Below are 20,212 nucleotides of genomic sequence, written 5' to 3'. Positions count from 1 at the left end.
TACAACTGAATTAGAAGCATAAAGTACATTCTTTAAAAAGTGTACTTTATTTTTATTTTGTATATTTTCTAGTTCATAGCATCATCTGATTTAAGGAACTGATTTGTACATTTTTACTCTAATAGGTGCAGAAGAAGTAGTGGTTCAATTGTTCATTTTTTGCTAATCATTTAAGGTCTTATTGATAGTAAGATATAGATTTTTACTCGTGGTGCTAGTTAATCTCAAAGTATCTCAGATTATTAGTCAGTAAAATTTGCTCCATTCTCAACTGCAATCCTGTTAAGCCTTCTAGCTGGTGTTTGTTCGACATCAAAAAAGCACAAAGTTCTGAAAATCGAGTTTCAATAGTCCGTCTCATAGCCATTAGTTTCCAATGATTATGTTGTTTAGCTCTTACCATATTTTGACGTAAAGGCGTCCAAAGATGGTAACCTTTCTGTTTCAACTGTTCTCTGAGTTCATAGCTAAAATAAGCTAAATCAGCTAAAACATAGGGTTGAGAACAATTTTTTAGTAAGTCATCAACTGCCCTAATATCATGTACTGAGGCAGGCGTTACAACATAATTCAGAATATAGCCTGATAGGGTGACCAGCATATGTACTTTGAATCCATAGAACCAAAGGTGCTTAGAGGAATTTTAACCAATGTCGGCTAGTTTATTAAAAACATGTGCTCTCATGTGCTCTATGGTTACGGACTGGTTGACAAAGTGATAAGAGGAAACTATCTATGATGACAATGTTATTGGGAGAAATTTGAGTATTTATGGCTTGCCGAATAATTTGGACTAACCAAATCAACTGCCTTGTCCGTTGATTAAACCGACTTCTTTCAAGGAAGACACCCACTAGGATTCTTGTTTAGAAGCACTGAATCAATCAAGAAGGATCACCCAGAGGTTCCAGCATTTGAAGAATATGACGAGCTACTTGAAGCAATCAAAAAATCCCTTTATAGGGATTTTTTTATACCTATAATACCTTGTGCAAAATAGTCGTATATATCAAAATCAGAGTCACGTTACCTACTATTAGACCAAAAGTCGCAAGCAAGGTCTTTGCTGTACCCGGCTTAAAATCTGCACTAATCAAATATGGCCAAAAGCATATCATTGGGAAAACGGCTATTAACACGCATACATAGGCAGGAAAGCTTGTCCAAAGAAAGCGTGTCGTCTCTAACCAGTGACCCCATGAAGGCATCACTATTTTGCTTATAGTGAAAAGTATGCATATAAGGTGGACCACTAGAAGATAAATAGCATACTTTGTCTTACTTAGTACTTTTTTCTTTTTCATTTTGCCTAATTATCCCTGCAAATTCTTCTATCGCTCTGCTGCAATATTAGAACTAAAATTAAAATTAACTATATCATTATTCGAATCAAGGTCTAAATTCATAAAATAATGATTCCAAAAGAATTCATTGTTACCTGCTCCCCACTGCACGCCATAATGACCCAAATATTCATCTCTTGGATCGCTTGGAGTCAGCCATATTTTTTTCCCAAATACTTTCGTGAACTTGTTTTCGTCAAGCTTCTTTAGCAAATCAATACCATCTATATTATATGAAATTCCATATTTTTTGGCAACAGCTGTGCACTCAGAATCGAAGCAAACCTGCGTAACCACACAGTCCTTCAGCTCCGTACTCTTCCTCTTATCTCCGTAAACACCTATACATCCGAGAACTACATTCTTCTTTACAAGAAGATAGGTAGATCGCGTAACTGCTGAGTCATATGACTTAAAGCCGTTTGGTACGCTAACCCCCGATCCTTGGTATGTAGAATAGCTTCCCGTTGTCATAAGCTCATTATAATTAGGATAATCATGTCTACCATTTGACACATAGATTTCAAACCCCTTGTCTATCAAATCCGAAATCTTAGTCTCTGTAAGATGAATTTCAGTTCCATCAATTTTAAGTGGAGGTGCGTTATCAGGTAGACCTATAATTATATATACAAACATCAAAAAAACGAATACCATAAGCACTGCAACGATACCTATCCAAGATTTCCCGGTTCTCCTTCGTGCATTGAAAAGCGCCATTATAGAAGGCGTGATTATAGCAGCACCAATTGGCGCCGCCCCACCATGACGAAACATGCCCATGACCTTAAAGGCAATTACAGCGCTAATTAGTATTAAAACTATGTGCACTGCATACTCTCCTACGCTTAGCTTACTCGTCCTAGTCTGATTATTTGCTGGGGCATCGTACACTGGAACACCGTTCTCAAAGGTGTTCTTCATTCTATAACGCAGCCAAAACAATATTCCAATAAACACAAATGCCAAGAAAACTAGCATTCCGATAAAAACTAATCTTTCCATCTGTAACCTTTTTTTTGACCTAATTATCGTCCATCAAAATTCATATCTAGTCTACCACATTTTGAAATTGTTTTACAATATTTACACACTTATGCACGAATCAAAAAGTTTTAAAAGGATTTAACGACTTAGCAACAACTCAACAAAGTCTAATGAACGAGTGGGATTATGTAAATAACTTCTTGATAGCAAGTCAAGTCCAACTGAAATTACCTAGTTAAGTAATATGTCTGTATGGTGGATATGTCAAGAAAACCTTAATCATCGTTATAAAATTCAAGTTAAAGAAAGAATGGCGTACAGAAAACGAAATAAAAAGGGGTGTTCGATTTGCAAAGGTTACAGAAGAAAGCAAGAACATTTTATAAAGTTTAAAAAAGATATAAAAAAATAAAAACACTTTAAGTAATATAAAGTGTTTTTATATTGTCAAATGTACAATTGAAAAATTATCAGTTTTCACTTAGATAAAGTACATATTACAGTAGATGGATAGCTTTTAAGATTTCCAGTGTTCACTTAAATAAAGTACATAATTGAATATAATTGGCTTAAAAAATTTTTGGTTATTTGTTTTTAAGTTATATATTCCTAAATCTCCCCTATAACATCTTTCCGAAAAACTATAATTTTCTTGAAAAAAATATAAGGCTATGCTATACTACTAGTATAGAAAGATTTGGAGAAAAACATGAAACGCGAGATCTTATTAGAACGTATTGATAAACTCAAACAAGTCATGCCTTGGTACGTATTGGAATACTACCAATCAAAACTGGCTGTTCCCTACAGTTTTACGACCTTGTATGAATACTTAAAAGAATACGATCGATTTTTCACCTGGGTTTTGGAATCTGGTATATCGAATGCTGACACTATGGCCAATATACCTTTAGATGTACTTGAGCACATGACCAAGAAAGACATGGAATCTTTTATTCTTTACTTACGTGAACGTCCTTTGCTCAATGCCAATACGACTAAGCAAGGTGTCTCCCAAACAACCATCAACCGTACTTTATCAGCGCTTTCTAGTCTTTATAAGTACTTGACTGAGGAAGTTGAAAACGAGCAAGGTGAACCTTATTTCTATCGCAATGTTATGAAGAAAGTTGCAACTAAGAAAAAGAAAGAAACCTTGGCTGCTCGAGCCGAAAATATCAAGCAAAAGCTCTTTTTAGGTGATGAAACAGAGGGATTTTTAAATTATATTGATGAGGAATATCCCAAAACTCTCTCAAATCGTGCCCTATCTTCCTTTAATAAGAATAAAGAGCGAGATTTAGCTATTATAGCACTGCTTCTTGCCTCTGGTGTCCGTCTCTCTGAAGCGGTTAACCTGGACCTTCGAGATCTCAACCTCAAGATGATGGTCATTGACGTCACTCGAAAAGGTGGAAAACGAGACTCAGTTAATGTTGCTGCCTTTGCTAAGCCTTATTTGGAGCAATATCTTGCTATAAGAGACAAACGTTACAAGACAGAAAAGACTGATACAGCCCTCTTTCTAACCTTGTATCGAGGTGTTCCAAACCGTATTGACGCTTCTAGTGTCGAAAAGATGGTAGCCAAGTATTCAGAAGACTTTAAAGTCCGCGTGACACCCCATAAACTTCGCCACACTCTTGCGACTCGTCTCTATGATGCAACCAAATCACAGGTTCTGGTCAGTCACCAGCTAGGACATGCAAGCACACAAGTTACCGACTTGTATACCCATATCGTTAATGATGAACAGAAAAATGCCTTGGATAGTTTGTGATGTTACATAATATAATTTATGTATAATTTAAAAAAGAGCGATAGATTTTTGATTATCTAACGCTCTTTTATTGTTCTATAAAAATTCAATCCAATAATTACGGTGTGGCTCAATAATGACTGGTTTTCCCCAGAATGATTTTAGATAGGCCAAGTTTGCAGGGGTAACAGGTTTCTTTTCACCGTTGTACTTCTCTGCACTCTCTTCCGTTAGAAAGCATTTAACTGCTTCATATGGTGTGCCATCGCTCGCCATTCGATCAATTCCTAAATAAGCAATTTCATCACCTTTTTGAGGACTGTCAGTAAGAAGTTTTCCAATAAAGTAGACCGTTTTATCTTTCATTAATTCATAAGCCTTACTATTTTCCAGTCTGTTATTCGCTGCAGCGTACATAATACAAAAACTGTCCACAATATCTTTCAAAGGCATTAATTCTTCTTTGCTGACTATAATTTCGTCAGAAGCAAGTCCACCAATGATTAAGCTTTTATAATGAGGTTGCTGGATGATATTATCTAAAGCCATTCCTAATGGTAGTTGGACACCCTGATAGCCTAATGGTTCTAGCTCTTGCTTTTTCTGGTCAAGGTGTTCTTGTGTAATACTAATATTCAAATCATATGGACTTGAAGGTTGTTGCTTGCTAAAAAAAGCCACTACTATACGATCTAACTGTTCAAATAGACCAAGTTTTTCCATTGGAATTTTCATCATCGAATATGATCCCCTTTTTTAGATTTCCTTTATATTCTACTCTCATTATTTTTGAATATCAAGTTTAAGATAAAAGATATCCATTTAACATGGATATCTTTTACTTTATTCCACAACTGCCTCAGCAATTTCTTCTGCTGTGATTCCTGCGAAATAACGACCTAGGTTAATAGTTTGAAGTGCTTTGAGGACGTCTTCGCGTTCGTATTTAACACCACGAAGGACATCTTCTACTGCTGCAACATCTTCAATACCAAAGAAGTCACCGTAAATCTTGATGTCTTGGATTTTTGATTCAATGACGTTTGCAAAGATTTCAACCTTACCACTTGGGAATTTAGTACCACGGCGAACGTTATATTCAGGTGATTTCCCATAGTTCCAGTCCCAAGTACCAAACTTAGTTTCTTTGATGCGATTGATTTCAGCCAATTCTTCATCTGAGAATACATACTCAGTCATCTCAGGGTATTCTTTTTTCATGTATTCCAAGAGTAAATCACGGAATTCTTCAACAGTGATCTTTTCTGGCAACTCATCGATAATATTAGTTACACGAGCACGAACTGATTTAACACCTTTAGACTCAAATTTGTCCTTAGATACTTTAAGTGCGTTAGCTAGGACAGACAAATCCACGTCAAAGAGAAGACAACCATGGTGCATGATACGGCCATTGATATAAGCCTGTGCATTTCCACAGAATTTCTTACCGTCGATTTCTAAGTCGTTACGGCCTGTAAATTCAGCTTTAACACCAAGTTCAGCCAAAGTATTGATAACTGGAGTAGAGAAGCTCTTGAAGTCAAAGGCCTTGTTTTCATCTTCTTTTGAAATGATGGTATAGTTAAGGTTGTTCAAATCATGGTAAACAGCTCCACCACCACTGATTCGACGGACTACTTCAATTCCATTTTCACGAACATAGTCACGGTTAATTTCCTCAATGGTATTTTGGTGACGACCTACAATGATAGATGGTTTGTTGATCCAAAGAAGGAAGATTTGATCTTCATCAAGAAGATGTTTAAAAGCGTACTCCTCTAAAGCAATATTAAAAACAGTGTCGTTTGAATGATTGATAATGTATTTCATAAGGTACCTTCTAATACGATAGAGACTGGAAAATAATTCCAGTCTAGTCTATCTATTTTTATTTTTTCTTAGGTGAATGGATAGCCATTCCAAGAACATCCGCAAATGCTTCGTACATAACTTCAGAATATGTTGGGTGTCCGTGGATTGTCTTCAGCATTTCTTCTACAGTGATTTCCATTTCGATGATACTTGACGCTTCGTTGATCAACTCTGCAGCTGCAGGGCCAATGATGTGAACACCGAGGATTTCACCATATTTCTTGTCTGCAATAACTTTAACAAATCCTTGAGCTGCATCTGATGCAATTGCACGTCCGTTTGCAGCAAAGTTGAATTTACCGATTTGGACATCGTATTTTTCACGAGCTTGTTCTTCTGTTAAACCAACTGCTGCTACTTCTGGAAGTGTATAGATCGCTGCAGGAGTCAAGTTCAATTTCGCAACAACGTGGTTTCCTTTAAGGGCATTTTCAGCTGCTACTTCACCCATACGGAAGGCAGCGTGAGCCAACATCTTAGTACCGTTGATATCACCTGGTGCATAGATACCTGGAACAGAAGTTTCCATGTATTCATTGACCTTAATACGACCACGGTCTAATTCAAACTCAACATCTCCGATACCTTCAAGATCTGGAACACGACCGATTGAAAGAAGGGCTTTATTCGCGATAATATCATCTTTTCCTTCAACTTTGATACGAAGTTTGCCATCTTCTTCAATGATTTCTTGAAGTTTAGTACCTGTCAAGATCGTCATACCTTTACGTTCAAGGATTAAACGAAGGTTCTTAGATACTTCAGCATCCATAGCTGGAACGATACGATCCATCATTTCGATAACAGTAACTTTTGAACCAAAGGTCATGAAGGCTTGTCCAAGTTCGATTCCGACGACACCACCACCGATGATAACGAGGCTTTCTGGAACTTCATTCATTTCAAGGATGTCATCACTAGTCATCACAAGAGATGATTCCATACCAGGAACGTTGATTTTGCTTACTTTTGAACCACCAGCAAGGATGATTTTCTTAGTTTCAAGCAATTCAGAACCATTTACCAAGACATTCTTATCTTTAGTAATAGTACCGATACCCTTATGAACGTCAACTCCATAGCTACGAAGGAGTCCTGCAACACCACCAACAAGAGTATTAACAACTTTAGATTTTGTTTCTAAAAGTTTGTCCATGTCAACAGTGAAGTTAGGATTTTCAATCACGATACCACGATTTGCTGCATGACCGATACTCTCGATAATTTCGGCGTTGTGAAGGTAAGTCTTAGTTGGGATACATCCACGGTTTAAGCAAGTTCCACCAAGTTCAGATTTCTCAACAAGAGCAACCTTACCACCTAATTGAGCTGCTTTAATAGCAGATACATAACCAGCAGGTCCGCCACCGATAACAACGATGTCGTAAGCATCATCACTCTTACCATCATCGTTTGAGGCACTTGCTGCAGGTGCTGGGCTAGCTTCTGGTGCAGTTGCTCCAGCTGTTGGGATATTTTCCCCTTCTTCACCAAGATAACCGATAACTTCAGTAACAGGAACAGTCTCTCCATCACCTTTTAGGATAGCGATTAAGTATCCATCTTCTTCTGCTTCCAATTCCATGCTGACTTTGTCAGTCATGATTTCCAAAAGGATTTCTCCTTCTTTTACAAATTCTCCGACTTTTTTATTCCATTGGACGATTTGTCCTTCTGTCATATCCACGCCGGCTTTTGGCATAATTACTTCTAAGGCCATATCTTACTTCCTCTATCTATATTTCTAAAACAAATATTTTAAACCAACATTGAGATTGGGTTTTCAATTAAAGCTTTCAAGTCTTTCATAAACTTAGCACCAGCCATACCATCTACGACACGGTGGTCAATTGTTAGACCAAGACTCATAATTGGACGAATCACGATTTCACCATTAACTACAACTGGTTTTTCAACTGTTGAGCTAACACCGAGGATTGCTGAGTTTGGTTGATTGATGATAGGACCAAATGATTGAACACCAAACATCCCCAAGTTACTAATTGTGAAGGTTGAATTTTGCAATTCGCTAGGAGCTAGTTTACCATCTAAGGTACGTCCAATAACGTCTTTAAATGCAACTACCAACTCAGACAAGCTCATTTTTTCTGCATTATAGACAACTGGTGTCATCAATCCATTATCCATACCAACTGCCATCGCAAGGTTGACATAATTGTGAGTGATGATTGTCTTACCATCTTCAGTCAAAGAAGCGTTAATGTATGGATGTTTCATCAGTGTCTTAACAACCGCAAGTGAAAGCAAATCTGTAACAGTGATTTTCTTACCAGTTGCTTCCATAATTGGTTCAAGGACTTTCTTACGAAGGGCAAGCATTTCAGACATATCGACATCGTAGTTAAGCGTGAAGGTTGGTGCAGTCAAGTAAGACTCAACCATACGTTGAGCAATAACCTTACGCATAGGAGTCATCGGAATACGCTCGATTTCTCCATAAGGTGTTACATTATCTGGAACTTCTTCCACTTTCTCAATTTGAGCAGGTGATTTAATCGTATCGTTTTCAATATTTTCAGGAAGGAAAGCTAAAACGTCCTTCTTCATGATTTTACCGCGATGACCAGTTCCTTGGATTTCTTGCCAAGCAATATTATGCTCTAGTGCAATTCGTTTTGCGAGTGGTGAAATGCGAACCACATTAGTGTCTTTAAATGTTTCCACGTCTTCTTTGTGGACACGACCGTTTGCGCCTGAACCAGAAATATCATAGAGGTTAATTCCTAAATCATCCGCTAATTTTCTAGCTGCAGGAGTCGCTCTTAGCTTATCATCAGCCATGACCTCTCCTATTCTATTTATGATGCAAAGGGCGTTTAAAAGCGACCGAAAAATAGGAAATCAACGCAGACTTCGATGAAGTCAAGGAGATTTATCTTTTTTCCGAGCTTTTAGCCCGTGCTCTAATCTAAGATATCAAGGACGCAGAGAACTCTGTACCTAAAAGATACAAAGCTTCTCGTCTGATTTATCATATATTACATAATTTATGTTATGTATTATTGTTTGTTGTGAGTTTTACGGATTGCATCTTTGATGCTTTCAACTGTTGGAATCATTGCATTTTCAAGATTTTGTGCGTAAGGCATTGGTACATCCTCACCTGCACAGCGACGGATTGGTGCATCCAAGTAATCAAATGCTTCTGATTCTGAGATAATAGCTGAGATTTCACCGATAAAACCACTTGTCTTGTGGGCATCGTTGACAAGAACTACTTTTCCAGTCTTCTTAACTGAATTAATGATGATGTCTTTATCAAGTGGAACCAAAGTACGTGGGTCTACTACTTCTACTGAGATGCCTTCTTCGGCCAATTCTTCAGCTGCTTGCATAACACGACGAAGCATTTTTCCGTATGTTACTACTGTTACATCAGTTCCTTCGCGTTTGATTTCTCCAACACCAAGTGGGATAGTATAGTCTGGATCAACAGGTACTTCACCTTTTTGGTTAAATTCTGATTTGTATTCAAGAATAATAACAGGATTGTTGTCTCGGATAGAAGACTTAAGAAGTCCCTTCATATCAGCTGGTGTACCTGGAGCTACAACCTTCAATCCCGGGATATGAGTAAACCAAGACTCCAATGATTGTGAGTGTTGAGCTGCAGAACCAACTCCGTTACCAGCTGCACAGCGGATTGTCATTGGTACTTGCCCTTTTCCACCAAACATGTAACGAGTTTTAGCTGCTTGGTTGACAATATTATCCATGGCAATAACAGAGAAATCCATGAAGGTCATATCAACGATTGGACGAAGTCCTGTCATAGCAGCACCTGCTGCTGCACCAGAAATTGCAGCTTCAGAGATTGGACAGTCCCGTACACGTTCTGGTCCAAATTCTTCAAGCATACCTACAGATGTACCAAAGTCTCCACCAAAGACACCGACATCTTCACCCATCAAGAGTACATTTTCATCACGACGCATTTCCTCAGACATTGCAAGGATAATGGTATCGCGGAAAGACATTAATTTTGTTTCCATATTTCTCTACTTCTCCTTAGTCTGCGTAAATATCTTCAAAAGCTGATTCTAGTGGAGGGAATGGACTTTCTTCTGCAAACTTAACAGATGCTTCCACTGCTTCCTTGACTTGAGCCTGAATTTCTTCGAGTTCTTCTGCACTAGCAATTTTATTTTCAAGGAGATACTTGCGGAGGTTTTCGATTGGATCTTTTTCCTTCCACTCTTCGACTTCTTCACGGGTCCGATATTTACCAGGGTCTGATGACGAGTGACCAAGCCAACGGTAGGTAACACTTTCGATTAAGACAGGACCTTTACCAGAACGAACGTGGTCAACAGCTTTTTTAAATCCTTCGTAGACATCGATAACATTGTTACCGTCTTCGATAAACATTCCAGGAATACCGTAAGCAGCACTTCGCTCATGGATATGCTTAACATTTGTCATTTTCTTGATGTCGGCAGAAATTCCATAACCGTTATTGATACAGTAGAAAATAACTGGTAGATTCCAAATCGAAGCCATATTAACAGCCTCGTGGAATACACCTTCATTTGTTGCGCCATCACCAAAGAAGCAGACAACAATCTTGCCAGTGTTTTTCATTTGTTGAGTAAGGGCTGCACCTACAGCGATTCCCATACCACCACCAACAATACCGTTGGCACCAAGGTTACCTGCATCTAGGTCGGCGATATGCATAGATCCACCTTTACCTTTACAAGTTCCTGTATATTTACCAAGGATTTCAGCCATCATTCCATTAAGGTCGATCCCTTTAGCGATAGCTTGACCATGACCACGGTGATTTGAGGTGATGAGGTCATCTTCGTTAAGAGCTAACATAGCCCCAACGTTTGCTGCTTCCTCACCAACAGAAAAGTGCGTCATACCGGGCACTTTACCTTTTTTTACTAATTGAGCAATTTTTAAGTCCATACGACGAATTTCTTCCATCTTACGGAACATCTCAAGCAAAAGATTTTTATCTAAAGTTGACATAATCTTGCCTTTCTAAGTTTAATTTCTTATACTTCTATTCTATCTTATAGGTCAACTAGAGTCAAAGATTTTGCTTGCTAGTTTTTCACAATATAAAAAAAGAAAAGTCAATGAAATCAAGACTTTTCTTTACATAAAACAACTATTTCACAAACTGATTTTCAAGGATATTTTCAACAAATTATTTGAATCTTTTCATAATAACTTGTAAACGCCACTGATAGAGTAGTCCGCTGACTACTAAACTTACGATAAGACCTATCCAGTAGGAATAAGCATCGAGATTTGTTGAATAATCTAGAAACAAACCAAGAGGTATAGCAATTCCCCAGTATCCCAAGAGTCCCAGATAGAAAGGTATGACTGTGTCTTTGTAACCACGTAATATTCCTTGTAATGGTGCCGCAAATGTATCAGCTAATTGGAAAAACAAGCTATAGGTCATAAAGCTAGCAGTTAATTGGATGAATTCCGGATCATGGCCATAAAGGCTAGCAACATTTTCTCTAAAAATATATAAAAATGAAAGTGTTAAAATCGCAAATACCATAGCGGATAGACGTCCGATTTTTATATATTTCTTAGCATCTTCTAGACGTTTAGCACCGACTTCGTAAGAAACAACGATAGCCATAGCGGTTGAAATGCTCATAGGAAAGGCGTACATGAGAGATGAAAAGTTCATGGCAGATTGATGGCTTGCTATTATCAAAGATGAAAACTTTGCCATAATCAATCCCACTGCTGAAAAAATAGCAACCTCTGCAAATACAGTTCCACCAATAGGTAACCCCAGTTTTATCGCTTCTTTTATTTTATTCTTGTTTAAAGGTGAACGGTTCTCTAAATGTAGTTCTTTCAGTTTTTCTTGTTTAAGAAGAACGAATATAGAAATTAGCAATAAAGCCCAATAAGCCAAAGATGTACCAAGACCTGCTCCTGCTCCTCCAAACTCAGGAAAACCAAAGACACCGTAAATTAATAAGTAGTTAAAACCGCTATTTAGAGGTAGCAAAAGAAGCATCAGATACATGGATATATTGGTCAATCCCAGTGCGTCCAGCAATGAACGAATGACACTAAAGAGTAAGAGGGGAATGATTCCAATCGACAAAAACCATAGATAACGAATAGCTATATCTGACACTGCCGATTCTAACTCCATATTGCTTAGAACTATCGGAGCAGCGATAAAGACTAAAACAAATAGAAAAATGGATAAAGCAAGGGAAAGATAAAGAAATTGATAAAAATCAGAACTCACTTCATCTTTTTTTCCTCTCCCTAAATGATGGCCAACAATAGGAACTAGAGCTGAAACAATCCCGGTTAAAAAGGTAAAAAAAGGATTCCACAAACTAGTCGCCATTGATACCCCAGCCAAATCTATGGTATTATACTGGCCAGTCATGGTCGTATCGACAAAAGAAGCGGAATAATTGGCAAATTGATAGACTAGAATTGGAAAGAAAATCTTAAGAAATAAGATAAATTTGTCTTTAAAATGATGGGTTGGGTACATATCGTCTCTCTCTAATTAATGATTCGAAAGAGCAGATTTCACCTAGTTCTTATAGACAATCTGTCCATTACAGATTGTGTATTTGACCTGCCCTTTCAAAGATTCACCGATAAATGGTGAATTCGCTGCTTTGGAAGCAAAATGACTATCCACGATTCGGTCCGCTTTATCATCAAAAATTGTAATATCCGCTGGACCGTTTTCTGATAGATAACCTGCTTCAAAGTTATAAAGTTTTGCTGGGTTGTAGGACATTTTTTCTAACAATTGCATTAAACTCAACTCGCCAGCTTCCACCAAATAGGTTAAACCTAGTGACAAAGAAGTTTCCAAGCCTGTCATACCTGATGGCGCTTTGGTAATATCCTCAACATTTTTCTCGTCAGCATGGTGAGGCGCGTGGTCAGTAGCAATGACAGAAATGACTCCAGATTTTAAACCTTCAATGACGGCGCGACGGTCTGATTCCAAACGAAGAGGTGGATTCATCTTAGCGTTACTTCCTTTAGTCAAAAGCAGAGCTTCAGTCTTCGAAAAATGCTGTGGAGCTACTTCTGCAGTTACGTTTGCTCCCATATTTTGAGCAAACTCCACAACCTTGACACTTTCTTCCTTAGACAAATGCTGAATATGAACATGAGCCTTGGTTGCATAGGCAATCATGACATCACGTGCTATCATTGCATACTCTGCAACTCCTGTTGCACCGCAGATATGAAAATGCTCTTTAGCGATATTTTCGTTAAAACCAAGCGTACCATTTAAACCAGGATCTTCTTCGTGCAGGCTGATAAAGGTGTTGAGTTTTTTAGCTTCTTCCATGGCTTCCTTGACAACTTTACTACTTTCAAGAGGAATTCCATCATCAGAAAAACCAACTGCCCCTGCTTCTAAAAGGGCTTTAAAGTCAGTTAGGTCTTGACCATTAAAATTTTTGGTAATCGTTGCTACAGACTTAACGTTAATTTTTTCCTTGGTTGCAGATTGAAGAACTTCCTGCAAAGTCTCAACATCTGAGATGGTTGGATTGGTATTAGCCATCATTACGACTGTCGTAAAACCACCTGCAGCTGCTGCTAGTGCTCCTGTATGAATGTCTTCTTTATGTGTTTGACCAGGTTCACGGAAATGAACATGGATATCCACCAAACCAGGCGCAACTACAAGACCAGTAGCATCTATTACTTGAGCACCTTCTTCCTGGATTTCAGGAGCAATTTGAACAATTTTTCCTTCATCAACCAAAACATCACAAACTTGATCCAAACCAGACTTTGGATCCATTACACGGCCATTTTTGATTAGTAACATATCTATACTCCTTTACTCATAGAAATCCACTTGTGTATCCAATAATTTATCACCATCATAGACAAACTTGGCTGAAAAGAAGGGTTTATCCTCTAAGAGCCACTCGACAAAGGTATGATCTCCTTCCCAGGTCGGCTTGCTGAGAACTTCATCATAAGGAACCCATTCTAGCGTCCCCTCATTACAGTCAATTAACTCACCCTCAAACTCAGTCACCTTAAATACATAGGTGTACCAGTCCAAGTCCGGAGTGAATTCAGGGAAAGTGATAACACCCTTTAAAACCGGCGTAGCCTTCAACCCTGTTTCTTCCAAAATCTCACGGGCAGCACATTCTTGTGGAGTTTCCCCGCGTTCTAACTTTCCACCTACACCGATCCATTTTCCTTCATGAACATCATTAGGCTTTTTATTGCGATGAAGCATGAGCAATTCTTTTCCATTATCAATGTAGCAAATCGTCGCTAACTGAGGCATATTCTCTCCTTATCTAAGCCAATCAATTGGCTCTTGTCCTGTTTCTTTTAAGAATGCATTGGCCTTAGAAAAAGGCTTAGAACCCCAAAATCCTCTGTAAACAGAAAGAGGACTTGGGTGGGCTGATTCGATAATCAAGTGCTGAGGATTGGTAACCAAGGACTTCTTCTTACGTGCATAAGCACCCCAGAGTATAAAAACCACTGGTCTATCTAAGTTATTGACGACCTTAATAACAGCATCTGTAAATGGTTCCCATATCTGAGCAGCATGACCATTTGCTTGACCAGCAGGGACAGTCAAACAAGCATTGAGAAGCAAAACACCCTGCTCCGCCCAAGAGGTCAAGTCATGAGACGGTTTTACCCCAATATCATCCGCAAGTTCTTTTAAAATATTTTGCAAGGATGGCGGAGCTGGAATAGCATCTGGAACCGAAAAACTTAAGCCCTGCGCCTGACCTGGTCCATGATAAGGATCTTGACCAAGAATAACCACCTTAACCTCTTCCAGAGGAGTTGTTATAAGAGCCTGAAAAACCTTTTCTTTAGGAGGATATACAGTTCCTTGAGCATAAACCTGTTCCATAAATTGATTGATTTTCCCAAAATAACCTTCAGGTAATTGCTCCTTAATCAAAGCATGCCAAGATGAGTGTTGCATCGCCAACTCCTTTATCGTATCCATCTAAAGGCACGTCTTAATTCATCCGTACCATTTTTAAAAAAGCATAAACCATGTGCAAGTATAATCTTATCCGGTTTCCAGCTCAACATACGGGAAAAAGAAACCTTTGCTTCCCTTTGTCTTCCTAAAAAAGTCATCCGATAATCGATAGGAGTTTGTCCATCAGGAGATATTACACGAGCTAAACGATAGAATCTTCTGCGGATTGGACTAGCTATCTTTTCTGGTTCAAAATTCTCTATGAGGTCTGTTACAATCAGTGTTTTAGTTGATTTATGAAAAAACACCACCTCTTCGATGACAGAACTTCCCTTAAAAATAAGCTGTTCAATCTCATCAGACCATAGGTCAGGAGCCATATCTGTTAAGGCAGCATTAAATTCCACCTTGATTTTCTGACTTTTCGCTCTCTCTTCAACTCCTGGACTAGACCACGCTTGCGCATGAGGATATCTTTTTCTCCAATCTGAAATATAGGCGTAGTGAATCTTATTTGGTGAAATCAGGTAAGCGACTTTGCCCAAAGCGTCCAGTTCAGTAAACAGTCCCTCATTTGGCGCAATCGGAGAGTGAATCCAAAGTTTGCCATCATTTAACTTAACCACCGTCATACGTGTCTGAAAAGGAAGCTTGAAGATCTTCATATCCATTTGAATCAAATCACCATCTACTATCCAGATATTTTGATCAACTTCCTTTAGTGTATACAATGGTTCATAAAGAAAAAGTTCTGGCCTTGACATCGTTAACTACTCCTTCGTCAATACTGCCTCTATTATAGCAAAAAGTGGCTATCTAAACCACTTTTAAAAGTATCTATTAAGATTTGAGAAGTTTTATAAATAATTTATACTAAAGTGCCTTTATTCAATCTCCTGTGCGGTATTAGAAAGGATAAATTCCTGGTCAATCTCATTGATAGTCATCTCAGTTCGGATATTTAGATTTTCATTAAATCTTTTATTCAATTCCCTTGTGACACTCGTCTTAAACTCATCACTCGATTTTTGTCTATAATAATCAAATCCTACAGAAGCCGCGCTACAGCAGCTACCCCAATCTGAAAGATAGCCTATTATTTCAAAAACACTATCATTGTATTTTTCAAATTTTTTAGTTGCTGTACTTTTTAAATAGCCTGAAATACAATTTACAAAAGAGTAGTAATACTTAGAGTCACGAAATGAATTGTATTCGTGACTATGAAAACTCGGATCGAGAATCCGTGCTGATCGTACATCTTCCATGGTGGGTTTTCTGGTCATTTTAATATCAGTCTGTAGATAAGCATAATAGGTTTCTTTATCATAGAAAGCTCCATCTACTGCTATCAATGTACCGTAGATACCATCCTCATACTGAAATACCATCACAGCACCGTTCCTATATTTGCTTTCTACAAGAACAGGCGGAGCAATTCTCTTTTTGGGCTTTTCTTTTTTTACACTTATCTTTTCTAAAAACTTTTCTAGATGTGCACTCCTCTGTTCTAAAAATTCACTATCTGCACCCAATTCTTCGGCAAGTTCTAAATCCTCTTTGTTGATAATGATTTCTTTAATTTCAAGCAAGAATTCATCATCTAATTGTCCAACTTCCCATAAACAGTGTGCTAAGGCGAACAAGACATCATACATATCGTCATCATATAAATCCGATGTCAGGTCATTTTTGATTGCATTTGCATCTTCTCCTTGATTGTATCTCTCGAAGAATTCTTCTTTAATATCTAAGGAAGTGTCATTTCCAAAGATGGTTGCATTCCATGTTCCCATAGTTTCGAGACTCCTCTATTCTTTTTTGAAATTTTTAAAGTAGCTCCAAGCAATCAAGCAGAGCCTGATAAGAGTCGACTTCGTAAGTCGGATGGGCTTGCGTCTTATTTTCTAGATGATGGGGATTGTACCAGATGGTATCTATGCCAGCATTATTCCCACCTTGGATATCAGCTGTAAGGGAGTCTCCAATCATCAGAACTTTTTCTTTGCTAAAACCAGGAATCTCCTGACCGATTTTTTCATAGAATAGTGCATCCGGTTTTTGAGTTTGCAATTGTTCAGAGATGAACACTTGGTTGAAATAGGGAGCTAGACCCGATTGAGCCAAACGACCTGTCTGAATGGCAGTTATCCCATTTGTCGCAGCGTAGAGTTCATAACCACGCTCAATGAGGTTATCTAAGAGTTCTATAGCACCAGAAAACACCTGTCCCTGTTGAGCTAAATAAAACTGATAGCGATTAGCTAAATAGGTACCATCTTTCTCGATCCCAAAATGCTCAAACAATTTTGAAAAACGAGTGTTAACCAAGTCTGATTTTGTAATCTTCTTCTGTTCTAAATCCTTCCAGAGAGCCTTATTCATAGGAACGTAATAATCTTTGTAGGCTTGAATATCCGCAACTCCTTCTTCTTTAAGGAGTTGTGTTAAGGCTACATCCTCAGCAGCATCAAAATCAAGCAAGGTGTGGTCTAGGTCGAAGAGTAAAAATTCATAAGTCATGTATTTGTTGCCCTACATTTAATAGTCTTTATATATTTTAAAGTATAGCACAAACAAATAAAATATAAAATTCCCACACGATGATTTATCAAATAAATGATTAGAGAAATATAATAAATAATTAAATTTAATATAAAATTACCAGTATAAAAAATATCTTTTCTTAAATTTTTTAGTAAATTGTTGCGACAGGTTTTTCAATCATTTCATAAATCACTTAAAATTCAAATCTGATAAAACAAAGAATGTAAGCGTTTTTATATTATTTTGATTCTTAAGAAACAGATAAATTCTAAAATTTTGTGAATTTTTTATTTTATAGTAAATTCCACATATATATTATTGATGTAGACATTATAATGTGATATAATTCACCTATAGGATAGTTTTAGTAATAGACTAGGAGGAGGGCCAGTACTAAAGGTGTCTATAAAATTATCCTATGTGACTTACTTGTTTTTTAGTAAATGACGTAATTTTAAATTATGTCTTGAAACTATCTAAAATTTATTAGAAGGAACTATAAAATGAACAAAAAGAAAAAGTTTAGTATTTTCTCATTTTTGATATGCGTATTGACGACTATTTTCGTATTTAGTTTGAATAAAACTTTTGCTGAAACTCCTGAGGTTTCAGTATCTGGAAAATTTGTAGATGCAATCACAAATGTTAAGGTAGCAAATGATCAAGGTGGAGATCTAACTTGGGATTTAAAACAATGGGCTACATTCCGTCTTAATGCAGATTTTGATTTAACCGGAAAAAATGTTAAGGCAGGAGATCAAACGATAATTACGGTGCCTGATGCTATAATTATTAACTCTGATAAAATTGAAATCAAGGATATCAATACAAACGAGGTGATTGCAAATGCAAAACTAAGTGCTGATAACAAGTCCATTACTTTAACTTATACGGATTATGTTGAAAGACACTCAGATACTCACGGATCTTTCTTCTTCTATGCTCGTGTCGATTTCAAAAAACACCCTCAACAAGGAGAAATTCCAGTTGAGATTACGATTAATAAAGAAACAAAACCTGCTGGTAAGGTAACATTTACTGGTATAGGTGATGGTGATCCTTCTCTTTTGTCAAAGACTAGCTGGGTTACCGAGGGTGATAAAAGAGAGATCCAATACACTATTTCAGTCAATCGTACAAAACAAAATATCAAAGGGGTGACGATTGAGGATCACTTGAAATTTACAAATGCTTCTTACGTAAAAGATAGCATTAAGGTTATCAAAGGTAAATTCTCTTACGATACCGGTGAATGGGTATTCTCAAACCGTGTTGATGTAACAGACCAACACAAGATTACAGTTAGTGAAGATGGACAATCTTTCGTTATTGAATTAGGGGACATTACAGAAGAAGACCAATATCGTATTTCTTATGACGTTCGTCTAAATTATGATCCTGTTGATGGTGAGGTATTGAGAAATGAAGCAACTCTTAAAGGTGTTGGTATTGAAAGTACCAGCATAACTAACGCTGCTCTCGTTCAAATTGCTGGTGGAGCTGGTCTTGGTTATGTTTACTCAATCAATATCCATAAAGTAGATGATGCGAATCAACCACTTAAGGGTGCTAAGTTTAAAGTAGTTCGTCAAGCTAATAATCAAGTAATCGGTGAATACGAAACTGACGAAAATGGTAATATCGCTGTTAACAAACTGTTAAAAGACAAATATATCATTACCGAGGTTGAAGCACCTTCCGGCTATGTCATCAAGGATGCAGATACAGAAGTTAACGTTGAAGATTTTGGAGCTGATTATTCAGTAACTAAGACAATTGTGAATCCAAAAGAAGAAACTACTACTACGACAACAACTACAACAACTACAACAACTACGACAACAACTACGACAACAACTACAACTACAACTACAACTACGACTACAACTGAAGAGCCTACAACTACTTCAACAACAACTACAACTGAAGAACCTACAACTACTTCAACAACAACTACAACTGAAGAACCTACAACTACTTCAACAACAACTACAACTGAAGAGCCTAAGACTACTTCAAGTACAACTACTACAACTGAAGAGCCTAAGACTACTTCAACTACAACAACTACAACTGAAGAGCCTAAGACTACTTCAAGCACAACTACTACTACAACTGAAGAGCCTAAGACTACTTCAAGTACAACTACTACAACTGAGGAGCCTAAGACTACTTCAACTACAACTACTACAACTGGTGAAGAGTCTAAGACTACTTCAAGTACAACTACTACAACAACTGGTGAAGAACCTAAATCTACAGTAACAACCACAAATGACAAACCAGGACTTCCAAATACCGGTGAAGGAAAAGGAACATTGGTTACTATCATTGGTTTTGTAACTCTAATTTCATCAATCGTTGCCATTGCATTCTTACGTAAAAATAAAAAAGAATAAGGTTAAAGATTGATTAACTATATAAAGGACTATTTCAAAATAGTCCTTTTTCATTTCCTCGACGAATGAAACATTGCATACAAACATTGTACAAAGTAAATGTTTAAATTTTTTCAGCGAATTTGATATAATTTTATACTTAAAATATTTAAATACTTGAAGTTTTATTTATTTGTGATATAATTCACCATATAGGATATTTTTTTGATAATTGACTAGTAGGAGGTGCATTTTTAGTAGTGTTGTCTTGAAAAAGTAACCTATATAATTATGCATATTTTTGTAAGTTTTAGTTTTAACATACAAATAAGTGTAAAAATTTGGAGAC

The 20,212-nt window shown here is 37.3% G+C and carries 17 protein-coding genes and 1 pseudogene; 3 read left to right on the top strand and 15 right to left on the bottom strand.

Translation table 11 applies throughout. From position 1 onward, the window contains the following. Positions 1–214: 214 nt before the first annotated feature. Both KJR31_RS02455 and KJR31_RS02450 read right to left on the bottom strand, forming a co-directional pair. Positions 215–851, bottom strand: a pseudogene (locus tag KJR31_RS02455) (IS982 family transposase); the annotation flags it as partial. Between the two features lie 480 nt (positions 852–1,331). Continuing rightward, positions 1,332–2,348, bottom strand: a complete 1,017-nt coding sequence (locus tag KJR31_RS02450; RefSeq protein ID WP_214261914.1) for a hypothetical protein — start codon at positions 2,346–2,348, stop codon at positions 1,332–1,334. A 226-nt stretch (positions 2,349–2,574) separates the two neighbouring features. Here KJR31_RS02450 and KJR31_RS08630 point away from each other — a divergent pair, with 226 nt between their 5' ends. Further along, positions 2,575–2,742, top strand: a complete 168-nt coding sequence (locus KJR31_RS08630) for a zinc-ribbon domain-containing protein (RefSeq protein ID WP_434223045.1) — start codon at positions 2,575–2,577, stop codon at positions 2,740–2,742. A gap of 297 nt (positions 2,743–3,039) precedes the next feature. Next, entirely contained in the window at positions 3,040–4,110 is a 1,071-nt protein-coding gene (gene xerS / locus KJR31_RS02445) for a tyrosine recombinase XerS (protein WP_214261913.1), read from the top strand. A 75-nt stretch (positions 4,111–4,185) separates the two neighbouring features. Here xerS and KJR31_RS02440 read toward each other — a convergent pair whose 3' ends face one another. From KJR31_RS02440 to KJR31_RS02380, 13 genes are all read right to left on the bottom strand, one after another. After that, positions 4,186–4,827, bottom strand: coding sequence for a hypothetical protein (locus tag KJR31_RS02440; RefSeq protein WP_214261912.1), 642 nt, complete (start codon positions 4,825–4,827; stop codon positions 4,186–4,188). A gap of 105 nt (positions 4,828–4,932) precedes the next feature. After that, positions 4,933–5,922 carry a lipoate--protein ligase gene (locus tag KJR31_RS02435; protein WP_214261911.1) on the bottom strand — a complete coding sequence of 330 codons (990 nt, stop codon included), beginning with the start codon at positions 5,920–5,922 and terminating at the stop codon, positions 4,933–4,935. Between the two features lie 58 nt (positions 5,923–5,980). After that, positions 5,981–7,684, bottom strand: a complete 1,704-nt coding sequence (gene lpdA / locus KJR31_RS02430; protein WP_214261910.1) for a dihydrolipoyl dehydrogenase — start codon at positions 7,682–7,684, stop codon at positions 5,981–5,983. A gap of 38 nt (positions 7,685–7,722) precedes the next feature. After that, on the bottom strand, positions 7,723–8,766 hold the full coding sequence (locus KJR31_RS02425; protein WP_214261909.1) for a dihydrolipoamide acetyltransferase: 1,044 nt from the start codon (positions 8,764–8,766) through the stop codon (positions 7,723–7,725). Between the two features lie 218 nt (positions 8,767–8,984). Then, a complete protein-coding gene (locus KJR31_RS02420) occupies positions 8,985–9,977 on the bottom strand; it encodes an alpha-ketoacid dehydrogenase subunit beta (RefSeq protein WP_006150669.1) in 993 nt (330 codons plus the stop codon). 16 nt (positions 9,978–9,993) lie between these two features. Further along, a complete protein-coding gene (locus KJR31_RS02415; RefSeq protein ID WP_214261908.1) occupies positions 9,994–10,962 on the bottom strand; it encodes a thiamine pyrophosphate-dependent dehydrogenase E1 component subunit alpha in 969 nt (322 codons plus the stop codon). Positions 10,963–11,143: 181 nt separating this feature from the next. Next, positions 11,144–12,484 carry an MATE family efflux transporter gene (locus tag KJR31_RS02410; RefSeq protein ID WP_214261907.1) on the bottom strand — a complete coding sequence of 447 codons (1,341 nt, stop codon included), beginning with the start codon at positions 12,482–12,484 and terminating at the stop codon, positions 11,144–11,146. A 42-nt stretch (positions 12,485–12,526) separates the two neighbouring features. Beyond that, positions 12,527–13,795 (bottom strand): dihydroorotase, encoded by a 1,269-nt coding sequence (locus tag KJR31_RS02405; RefSeq protein ID WP_214261906.1) that lies wholly within the window; start codon positions 13,793–13,795, stop codon positions 12,527–12,529. Between the two features lie 12 nt (positions 13,796–13,807). Then, on the bottom strand, positions 13,808–14,272 hold the full coding sequence (locus tag KJR31_RS02400; RefSeq protein WP_214261905.1) for an NUDIX hydrolase: 465 nt from the start codon (positions 14,270–14,272) through the stop codon (positions 13,808–13,810). Between the two features lie 9 nt (positions 14,273–14,281). Next, the gene (locus tag KJR31_RS02395) at positions 14,282–14,935 is read right to left on the bottom strand and encodes a uracil-DNA glycosylase (RefSeq protein ID WP_214261904.1); all 654 of its coding nucleotides are present in this window, start codon (positions 14,933–14,935) and stop codon (positions 14,282–14,284) included. An 11-nt stretch (positions 14,936–14,946) separates the two neighbouring features. Further along, entirely contained in the window at positions 14,947–15,702 is a 756-nt protein-coding gene (locus KJR31_RS02390; protein WP_214261903.1) for a DUF4336 domain-containing protein, read from the bottom strand. 120 nt (positions 15,703–15,822) lie between these two features. Beyond that, entirely contained in the window at positions 15,823–16,734 is a 912-nt protein-coding gene (locus tag KJR31_RS08540) for a hypothetical protein (protein WP_250319670.1), read from the bottom strand. A gap of 34 nt (positions 16,735–16,768) precedes the next feature. Next, the gene (locus KJR31_RS02380) at positions 16,769–17,461 is read right to left on the bottom strand and encodes a YjjG family noncanonical pyrimidine nucleotidase (protein ID WP_214261902.1); all 693 of its coding nucleotides are present in this window, start codon (positions 17,459–17,461) and stop codon (positions 16,769–16,771) included. 527 nt (positions 17,462–17,988) lie between these two features. Here KJR31_RS02380 and KJR31_RS02375 point away from each other — a divergent pair. Next, positions 17,989–19,884 carry an LPXTG cell wall anchor domain-containing protein gene (locus tag KJR31_RS02375; protein WP_214261901.1) on the top strand — a complete coding sequence of 632 codons (1,896 nt, stop codon included), beginning with the start codon at positions 17,989–17,991 and terminating at the stop codon, positions 19,882–19,884. Positions 19,885–20,212 lie beyond the last annotated feature (328 nt).

The sequence above is a fragment of the Streptococcus infantis genome (assembly GCF_018499575.1).
GTDB classification, from domain to species: domain Bacteria; phylum Bacillota; class Bacilli; order Lactobacillales; family Streptococcaceae; genus Streptococcus; species Streptococcus infantis_K.
The sequence above is the reverse complement of the archived record's forward strand: the minus strand, read 5'-3'. Positions and strand labels throughout refer to the sequence as shown.